The following is a 9,512-nucleotide window of genomic DNA, read 5'->3' on the forward strand; positions in this document are numbered from 1 at the left end:
GTTATCAGAACGAGTTTTAAGTAGATCTGGAAGAAGAGACATCCAGATTTCAGTCAGATACCGCCATCGTCATGTCAGCAGGAACCGGATTGATTTCCTCGTTTCATAGCGGTCAGGCTTGCCTGAAAATGATACCTTCGCAGGGAATGTTGATTGAGCTGGGCGGTGTCATTTTTCTGTTTATAGGCGGATTACTTGCAACCCTTGGCTGGCAGTGGCCGTTTTTGCTTCATCTTTTTGCCTAGGTTCTTCTGGTTATGCAGCTGGCGTTTGTGCCGTAACAATTGTCCTCTGGGACAGAAAACATGAATGAAAACGCCGGAGAAAGCGAATCGGTGAGTGCGACTCGATTAGCGCCTGTGCTTTTTGCAGCCCTGCTGTCCATGATTTGCTTCTTCACCAGCATTATCATCATTCCGCAGGTGTTTAGCTGCATGGCTATTGGGGCAGCAGAAACCGGATACTTTCTGTCGTTTATCTCACTGGTCGCCGTCGGGGCTGCTGCGATGATGCCGCGCCTCATAGCGCGTTTACGTGAGTACGGAAATCTGTACACGGCGTTTAGCTGCTACGCTGCCGGACATTTCATATTTTCATTCGCTGATAATGTAGTGTTCTACATCGCTGGCGGGGTTTTAATGAGTTGTGGGTTTGGTCTGTCGGTGCCGCTTGTGAATCATATGACAGTCGAGCAGAGTCACGCTCGCGTCCGGGGACGTAACCTTGCCTGGCTTTCTATGGCTATATTCTCCGGCCAGTTTTTATCATCATTCATGGAAATCATCCTAGGAGATTCATCAGTCGTCTTCCGGGGGACCGCGACAATTGCGGTGGCGGTAATTGTCGCTCTCATGGTGATACACCGGAAACGTCGCTTTAAAACGGCATAACGTCTGTCAGTATCAGCAACGCCGACATTGCTGAGCCGGCTTAGTCTGGTGCGGGTACTGAGGGTGCAAATGTCCGCTCTTGGCACGAAGCGGACATACATCACAAGCGCCGTACATACGCTCTATAAAACAACTGCTCCGGCGCTGCGGTACCAAGGGCGAATCCCGGAGTGCTTTACTCAAAAATGAAACGGTGCTTATATGTTCTGGCTTCAGCTTAAATAATTAATCGGGCCTGCAATATACGGGGCCTGCTCAGTGTCTTTGCCGTAAAGGATTAGGTATGGAAATTGAAATTAATTGCTGTAATAACATCGATAAAGCAAATATAACTCTGGCAGAAAAAAAACTAAATATTAAATTTGCGCCTAACGGCACCGGAAAAAGCACCATTTCCCGCGCGATTCAGTGTACGGTAAACGGGGATGAACAGGGTCTCAGCGACCTGCTTCCGTTTAGATACCGTGGTTCTAATCCCGATGCAGTACAGCCTAGGGTAACTGGTGTCGATGGCCTGCAAAACGTCATGTGCTTTAATGAAAAATATGTCGATCAATTCACTTTTCAACCAGACGAGTTAGTAAGTAATAGTTTTGACATCTTCATCAAAAGTGAAGCGTATCACGAGACAGAACGCGAAATCGAAGCCATGGTCGTGGCCATACGGCAGCAGTTTGCTGATAACGTCGGGCTTGAAGAATTCATCACGCACCTGGGGGAACTCAGCGCCGCATTTAAGCTGAGTAGTACCGGGATTGCAAAAACGTCTACCGGTATGAAAGGCTTATCCGCTGGCAACAAGCTTCAGCACATTCCCGACGGTTTGGAATCTTATAAGCCGTACATCCAAAGTAAAAGCAGCGTAGAGTGGATCGAGTGGCAGACCCGGGGGTATGAGAAATTCTCCGCGCTATCCGACGGCTGCTGTCCGTTCTGTACTGGCGACTCCCGTGAAAAGGCCGAGCAGATTAGCCGCGTCAGCGCGGAGTATGATAAGGCTGTCATTAAAAACCTGATCGGCCTGATCGGCGTGCTAGATAAACTCGGCGAATATTTTTCAGAGCCTGCCCGTGCCCGCCTCGCTGATATTACAACCCTAAAAAGTGGGCTGGAAAAACAGCACGAAGAATATCTCGTGACAGTGAAGAAGCAGACAGACAGCCTGATAAATATGCTGAATACCCTTAAGACTCTTAACGGCTTTACGTTCAGCGCTTCAACCAACGTCAAGGCTGCACTGGAAGCCTGTCGCCTAGACGTGAAGTTTTTCCCGGAGCTGCAGTCGGATAAAACGGCCCGCACCGTAGCCAGTCTCAATACCTCTTTAGACGACCTGACGACGCAGGCCGGACGCCTGCAGGGTCAAATAAATAAGCAGCGTCAGGGCATGCAGAAGCTGATCCTCAAGCATAAAACCGATATCAATACCTTTCTGGCTTACGCAGGCTATCGTTATCAGGTGGATATCACTGGGGAAGGCGATAAATGTCGGCTGAAACTGCGCCACGAAGACTTTGAAGGCTACGTCAGCGGCGGCAGCCAGCATCTCAGCTACGGTGAACGCAACGCCTTTGCCATTGTTCTGTTTATGTATGAATGCTTAGCCAAGAAGCCAGGCCTGATCATTCTTGACGACCCGATTTCATCGTTTGATAAGAACAAGAAATTTGCCATCCTGGAGATGCTGTTTCGCCGCAATACCGGTGAGTGCCTGAAAAATGAAACGGTACTGATGCTGACTCACGATGTTGAGCCTATTATTGATACACTGAAGTCCGTCAGGAAGCTGTTCAGTAATCTGGTTACGGCCTCACACTTGCACTACAGCGCAGGCTGCATCACCGAGCAGCTCATCGGTGAAAGTGATATCCGCACTTTTGCTCAGATCTGCCAGTCTGTCACTGACTCTGATAGTGAAGACATCATCAAGTTGATCTATCTTCGCCGACATTATGAAATTATGGACGACCTCGGTGATGCCTATCAGGTGCTGTCAAACCTTTTCCATCACCGTGAAACGCCCATCGACACCCGTGAACCCGTTGTGCAGGGAGTGGGACATCCTGAAATGTCCGCAGAAAAAGTTGCCTTCGGCTGCCAGGCAATCGCCGATCGCATTCCCGGCTTTGACTACCAGGCCACTTTCGTTCAGCTCACCGACCCGGATCGTATACGTGCGCTTTATCTGCTCTGCCGTAATGGCTACGAGAAACTGCAGGTGTTCAGGTTGCTTCAGACCGGACTCGAGAACGCAGTAATACGTAAATTCATGAATGAGACCTACCACATTGAAAATGAATTTATCTGTCAGCTGGATCCTGCCCGGTTTGATCTCATTCCTGAATATGTCATCAGGGAGTGCGACGCGCTTATACTTCCTCCTCCACCGGCAAATGACGATGCGCTGGAAGAAATTGCCTGACCTGTCGGAGGCGCGAGTATATTAATGCGCTTCAGTTTTCAGTGCGGCTCCAGTCAGGGCCAATAACCACCAGCAGGCGATTACGGTCTGTTACCCGGACCGTTTTCCCCTACCGCAGCGACCTGATGAGCTTCCGGCCTCGCGGCTGGGCCTGACATTCAGAGTGCTGACTGTACCAAGGCAGCGCCACCTCAAGGGAGCAGGAAGGCGACAGGATACATGATCTTGCACGGTAATCGGATGCATTACGGTAAGCAATTCCATCACATGAAGATAAACAATGAACCATCCTGAAATTCACGTCAAAGACTGGATTGATGTGGGCAATCGTGAGTGTGTGGTGCAACGACTTCTTCCTCCAGTGTCTCCCGTCGGCGTCTGTATTGTTGTTCTGAATAAAACCAAACCGACCACCCGGATCGCTGGTTGGAAAGGTGAAAAGTGGTACTTCATGCCCAGCCATGACTTTGGTGGCTATGCAGATGAGTATGATCCCTGTGTACGTGAACTGAAACGGGGCCGTCGCTGACCCCACGAGGTAATGTAGTGCAACTGCGTTTAGGCCAGACTACACGTCACAACACAAGGGCTGCATTCTGATGTTGACCATAACGCATTGTGATGTAGCAATGTCCGCTTTTGGCACGAAGCAGACAAACTAGATTATCCGTGGCTATTCAATAAGCTTGCAAAGCAAGGTTTCTCCTTCATGAGGTGGCCTGCTCACTTCGCTTTATCTGGTGATAGTGAACCATCAGGTATTTATTACATACAAGGGAAGGGGGCAGGTTTCATTATTAAAAGGTTAATTATTAAGGTGTTAATAAATTAATGATGAAACAACTCACCAAAGTAATGAAAAACTAAGGTGAGTTGGAATTACACAAGCTCTACTTATCAAAATTCATTCGGGTTATTCTTCAGCTATGTGAAATACCATGTCCTGAAGAACATGACTTACATGGTGATCCATTATGCTATAAAATATGTACTTACCCTTTCTCTCTCCGCGAACAAGCCTTGCACTTCGTAACAACCTCAGATGATGACTGACCAGAGATTGTGATAACTGGAGCGACTCAGCAATGTCGCCTACAGAGACCGAACCACGCATACAGTAAAGCAGGATTCGTAGTCTTGACTGGTCCCCCAGTAGATGGAAAATCTCGGAAAGTTGCCCAATGTCGTTTTGCGAGAGCATTGATAGATCTGGCTCCGCGACATGATCTGTCGCGGAACAGTCTTGTATGTTGCCGCAATCTGATGTGCTGGACATTATGATTCTCCCTCCTAAATTGATAGTGCATCACCAGAGGCCTGATTAATGTTTGTGGCCTGGACTAGAATGGTTATGCTTTTTTCCGTGTTCGTGTTCGTGTTCGTGTTCGTGTTCGTGTTCGTTACGCAGTTTTGTCGGTGAAAGGCTGCATGTATTATCGTTTTGATCGTAATTCCAGTCGATTCCCACAGTTGCATGTTCTATTTTGAACTGCTCATAAAGTTCTTGTTTTACAAGCTTCACAACGTCTTTTACGTCCACATCTTCCTTGGCTCTTACTTCCAGTGTTGCCATCGTCCGACCTGAGGTTATTTGCCAGACATGAATATGACTTACGGCTGCTAAGCCCTTAACAGAACTGATTAGTCTCTGTTCCACCTTGTCTGGGGAGGCATCTTCAGGCGCTCCTTCTAACAGGATGTGCAGCGATTTTGCTAATAATTTCCAGGCACTACGTAAAACCAGTGCTGCGACAAGAACGGAAAGTATTGGGTCAATCGGTGTCCAGCCCGTGTAGTAAATGACAATAGCGGCGACAATAGCGCCAACAGAACCCAATAGATCACCCATCACATGTAAAATAGCACCTTTGACATTAACATGATCGGTCTCACCACGGGTCATGATCCATAATACCAATATGTTGACCAACAATCCTGCAATGGCAACGATCAGCATTGGGCCTGCCAGTATAATTGGTGGAGCTTGTAACCTTTCCCATGCCTCATATGCAATCCACGCCACAATAGCGAAGAGTGTCAGGGCATTAAAGAATCCCGCGATGACTTCAAATCGCAAATATCCAAAGGTTCGTTTGCTATCAGCAGCTCGACGGCCAAAACGGAATGCCGCATAAGCCAGCGCCAAAGCTACTGCATCTGTAAGCATGTGGCCTGCATCTGCCAGCAATGCTAATGAGCCAGAAAGTATCCCTCCAACAGCTTCGACCACCATAAATGTGAATATCATGAGGAAGGAGATAAGGACTTTACGCTCGTTTGCACTGGTTACTGCTGGAGTATGGTCATGCTCGTGATCATGTGATTGTGACATAGGGCCTCAAGCTGTTGGTTATACATGATGCCTTCAATATAACATATGAATATGTGTTCATGTAAAGGGTTTTTATATCCATTCCTTCCACGGCATCGGCATGTTCAAAATAATGCGCTTGACCTTCCCACGATGGTAAGCCTTAAGGTTGTTCTTTATCTGACCATAACGATGAGAAATACATCATGAGCATTCAAAAAAAACAGCATTCTAATGATGGTGAAACTCAAGTCAGCTTGCCCATTGAGGGAATGACTTGTGCAAGCTGCGTTGGACGAGTTGAAGCCGCTCTGGCTAAGGTTGAAGGCGTACAAAACGTAAGCGTTAACCTTGCAACAGAGCGTGCAGATATCCGCCTAAATGCATTCGTTAATCGTATGGCGTTGGTTGAAGCAGTTGAAAAGGTTGGTTATGAGGTTCCTCAAGCTTCTGTAGAGTTATCAGTTCAGGGCATGACATGTGCATCATGCGTAGGGCGTGTCGAAAAATCGCTCCGAGCGGTTAAAGGTGTAAAAGAAGCCACTGTTAATTTAGCGACTGAAAGAGCTACTGTACGTGGAACCGCAGGAGTTGATGACCTCATAACTGCTATCGAAAAAATCGGTTATGAAGCCAGCCTGGTTGATAACCAAAGCCAGAATAATGATAGTGCCGCAGAAAAAAAAGATGCTGAAAAGGTTGCGTTGAAGAAAGATTTAGTTCTGGCGACCGTACTTGCGTTACCAGTATTTATTCTGGAAATGGGGTCGCATGTGATACCGGGAATGCATCAATGGATAATGGATACCATTGGGCTCCAGGAAAGCTGGTATCTCCAGTTTGTATTAACATTGCTGGTGTTGGCTATTCCGGGGCGGCGCTTTTACCTGAAAGGTATTCCCGCGTTATTAAGACTTGGCCCAGACATGAACTCTCTCGTCTCCGTCGGGACTCTCGCTGCATTCGGTTATTCAATGATTGCGACCTTTGCTCCAGGTCTTTTGCCTCAAGGTACCGTCAATGTGTATTACGAAGCTGCTGCGGTAATCGTCGCTCTTATTCTTTTAGGACGATTTATGGAGGCGCGGGCTAAAGGTCGAACGTCTGAGGCTATCAAGCGTTTGGTTGGATTGCAGGCCAAAGAGGCGCATGTGCTGCGTAACGGCATTGTCATCGATATTCCCATTAGTGATGTAGCCCTTGATGACATTATCGAAGTTCGACCAGGTGAGCGGATACCTGTTGATGGTGAGGTGAGTGAAGGAACAAGTTTTGTCGATGAATCGATGATAACGGGGGAGCCTATCCCCGTCGAGAAAGTTCCCGGAAGCTTAATGGTTGGCGGGACTGTTAACCAGAAAGGAGCATTGAGGTTGCGTGCAACAGCCGTTGGTGGCCAGACGATGTTGTCACAAATAATCAGAATGGTAGAGCAAGCCCAGGGCTCTAAACTACCTATACAAGCCGTGGTCGATAAGGTGACATTATGGTTTGTTCCTGTGGTGATGCTGGCAGCGTTGTTAACTTTCCTTGCCTGGTTAACATTTGGGCCATCACCGGCCCTGTCTTTCGCACTGGTTAATGCCGTGGCTGTATTGATCATTGCCTGCCCATGTGCAATGGGATTGGCTACCCCAACCTCTATCATGGTAGGTACTGGGCGTGGTGCAGAAATGGGGATCTTGTTCCGTAAGGGAGAAGCTCTGCAGTTGCTTAAAGATGCCAGGGTTGTCGCTGTAGACAAAACAGGTACTTTGACTGAAGGGCGCCCAGTAATGACAGACCTGGAGTTGGCCGAAGGGTTTGAGCTTGACTTAGTATTAGCAAAAGTTGCCGCTGTTGAATCACGTTCGGAACATCCTATTGCCCGCGCTATCGTTGAAGCTGCTCTAGGAAAAGAGATATCGCTGCCAGCGTTGACTGAGTTTGATTCAATTACTGGGATGGGCGTCAGGGCTACCGTAGACGGAGAGCGCGTAGAGGTCGGGGCCGATCGATTTATGCGTGAGTTAGGCTTGGATATCGAGTATTTTTCAAAGACTGCGATACGCCTTGGAAACGAAGGAAAATCGCCACTCTATGTTGCTATTGATGGACGTCTGGCTGCCATTATCGCAGTCGCTGACCCTATTAAATCAAGTACGCCGATTGCCATAAATGCATTGCACCAACTGGGGCTCAAAGTCGCAATGATTACCGGTGACAATGCCAATACAGCAAATGCGATTGCGAGACAGCTTGGTATTGATGAAGTGGTTGCCGAAGTGTTGCCAGAAGGGAAAGTTGAAGCAGTTCGTCGGTTGAAGGAGTCTTACGGTAAGGTCGCTTATGTTGGTGATGGCATTAATGATGCCCCAGCTTTAGCCGTGGCAGATATTGGGCTTGCAATTGGTACAGGTACCGATATAGCGGTGGAATCTGCTGATGTTGTCTTAATGTCCGGCAACCTACAGGGTGTGCCTAATGCTATTGGATTGTCTAAGGCAACCATAGGTAACATCAGGCAAAATCTTTTTTGGGCGTTTGGTTATAATGCCGCATTGATCCCTGTAGCAGCAGGCCTGCTGTACCCTGCCTATGGATTGCTGCTTTCACCAATCTTTGCTGCAGGCGCGATGGCGCTATCCAGTGTATTTGTCCTGGGCAACGCACTTCGTTTGCGTCGGTTCCAGCCTCCGCTGGCAGAAGACTCTGAGCACTAAGAAAAGGGGAGCTATGAACATTGGTAAAGCATCGAACGAATCAGGAATCTCCGCAAAGATGATTCGCTATTACGAGCAAATTGGTCTGATTCCTGCTACTGGCCGTACCGAAGCGGGCTACCGTGATTATGCACCCAATGATGTCCATCGTCTGATTTTTATCCGCAGTGCGCGCGATCTTGGTTTTTCTCTTGAAGAGATAGCCGATTTGCTCAAGTTATGGAATGACAAATCTCGCCAGAGCGCCGATGTTAAACGTCTGGCACAAGAGCATATGGATGATTTAGAGCGACGTATGGAAAATATGCGACGAATGGCAGATACACTCAGAGCTCTGATCAAAAGCTGTGCTGGGGATGAGCGAGTTGAATGCCCAATACTCCAGACATTAATGACCGCTGATGCTAAAAGCCATCCCGGTAAGAGAGAAGGGGCAGTGCAACGTCGTTCTCGTGGTAACGAAATGGAAAAAGCCTGACCCCTTATTTTAAGGGCATGATGGCGTAGCACAAAGCTGTATGGGCTTGTGTTACGCCATCAGTCTAATCAACTTATAAGCGCACACCACTAATGCACACCCCCCGAGTGGTCAGTTGGTACGGTTAAAGGAAGATCACCATTCTCTTCATCAGCAGTCAATTTCTGTACTATCCCGCATTCGTCCACGCTCCGGTCTGAGCTGCAATAGTTATTAAGTTCTTTGAGTTGTATTTCCAGGGCTATTAATTCTTTAATACGATGCTGAACATGAGTGAGATGGGCACTGATTATTGCATCAATGGGGCCACAGTCTTTACCGTGATTATTCATTGCCAGTAGCAATGCACGTATTTCCTTATGGGTCATATCAAGAGAGCGGCAGCGTCGGATAAATAATAACTTTTCCAGATGAGTATTGTTGTAACGGCGATAGTTATTTTCAATATCTCTTAATGGAGCCTGAAGTAATCCTTCTTTCTCATAGTACCGAATAGTTTCCACCGGACAATCCGCCTTACGGGCCAATTCACCAATTTTCATGCCTCCCCCCTTATGCGCTTGACCCTCTAGTTAGATTAGGGTCTTTAATCGTCAGTATAGTTAACAGATGAGGCAATGAAAATGAGTGGTGGTGTAAAAAATAGCAAAAACCCTGCAGGAGACGAAGCGGCTAAATAGCTGCGCCTAATACCGCTACACTTTTGCCT

The 9,512-nt window shown here is 47.7% G+C and carries 8 protein-coding genes; 5 read left to right on the forward strand and 3 right to left on the reverse strand.

All coding sequences use genetic code 11. From position 1 onward, the window contains the following. Positions 1-305: 305 nt before the first annotated feature. From ACVCAM_RS25465 to ACVCAM_RS25475, 3 genes are all read left to right on the forward strand, one after another. Positions 306-890 (forward strand): MFS transporter, encoded by a 585-nt coding sequence (locus ACVCAM_RS25465; protein WP_009654820.1) that lies wholly within the window; start codon positions 306-308, stop codon positions 888-890. 283 nt (positions 891-1,173) lie between these two features. Continuing rightward, complete coding sequence (locus tag ACVCAM_RS25470; RefSeq protein WP_009654821.1) at positions 1,174-3,312, forward strand: AAA family ATPase; 2,139 nt, start codon at positions 1,174-1,176, stop codon at positions 3,310-3,312. A 280-nt stretch (positions 3,313-3,592) separates the two neighbouring features. Next, positions 3,593-3,841 (forward strand): hypothetical protein, encoded by a 249-nt coding sequence (locus ACVCAM_RS25475; protein WP_016154436.1) that lies wholly within the window; start codon positions 3,593-3,595, stop codon positions 3,839-3,841. 384 nt (positions 3,842-4,225) lie between these two features. Here the strand turns inward: ACVCAM_RS25475 and ACVCAM_RS25480 are convergent, their stop codons facing one another. After that, positions 4,226-4,588, reverse strand: a complete 363-nt coding sequence (locus ACVCAM_RS25480) for an ArsR/SmtB family transcription factor (protein WP_016154435.1) — start codon at positions 4,586-4,588, stop codon at positions 4,226-4,228. A gap of 45 nt (positions 4,589-4,633) precedes the next feature. Next, positions 4,634-5,644, reverse strand: coding sequence for a cation diffusion facilitator family transporter (locus ACVCAM_RS25485; RefSeq protein ID WP_032950072.1), 1,011 nt, complete (start codon positions 5,642-5,644; stop codon positions 4,634-4,636). A gap of 185 nt (positions 5,645-5,829) precedes the next feature. On the opposite strand from ACVCAM_RS25485, the gene ACVCAM_RS25490 reads away from it, so the two are divergent. Further along, entirely contained in the window at positions 5,830-8,325 is a 2,496-nt protein-coding gene (locus ACVCAM_RS25490) for a heavy metal translocating P-type ATPase (RefSeq protein ID WP_009654818.1), read from the forward strand. A gap of 13 nt (positions 8,326-8,338) precedes the next feature. Next, positions 8,339-8,803: a Cu(I)-responsive transcriptional regulator gene (gene cueR / locus ACVCAM_RS25495; RefSeq protein ID WP_016154433.1), complete on the forward strand. Its 465-nt coding sequence runs from the start codon at positions 8,339-8,341 to the stop codon at positions 8,801-8,803. Positions 8,804-8,892: 89 nt separating this feature from the next. Here the strand turns inward: cueR and ACVCAM_RS25500 are convergent, their stop codons facing one another. Then, the gene (locus ACVCAM_RS25500; protein WP_045890357.1) at positions 8,893-9,345 is read right to left on the reverse strand and encodes a Cd(II)/Pb(II)-responsive transcriptional regulator; all 453 of its coding nucleotides are present in this window, start codon (positions 9,343-9,345) and stop codon (positions 8,893-8,895) included. Positions 9,346-9,512 lie beyond the last annotated feature (167 nt).

Source organism: Enterobacter sp. CFEC122 (genome assembly GCF_052983755.1).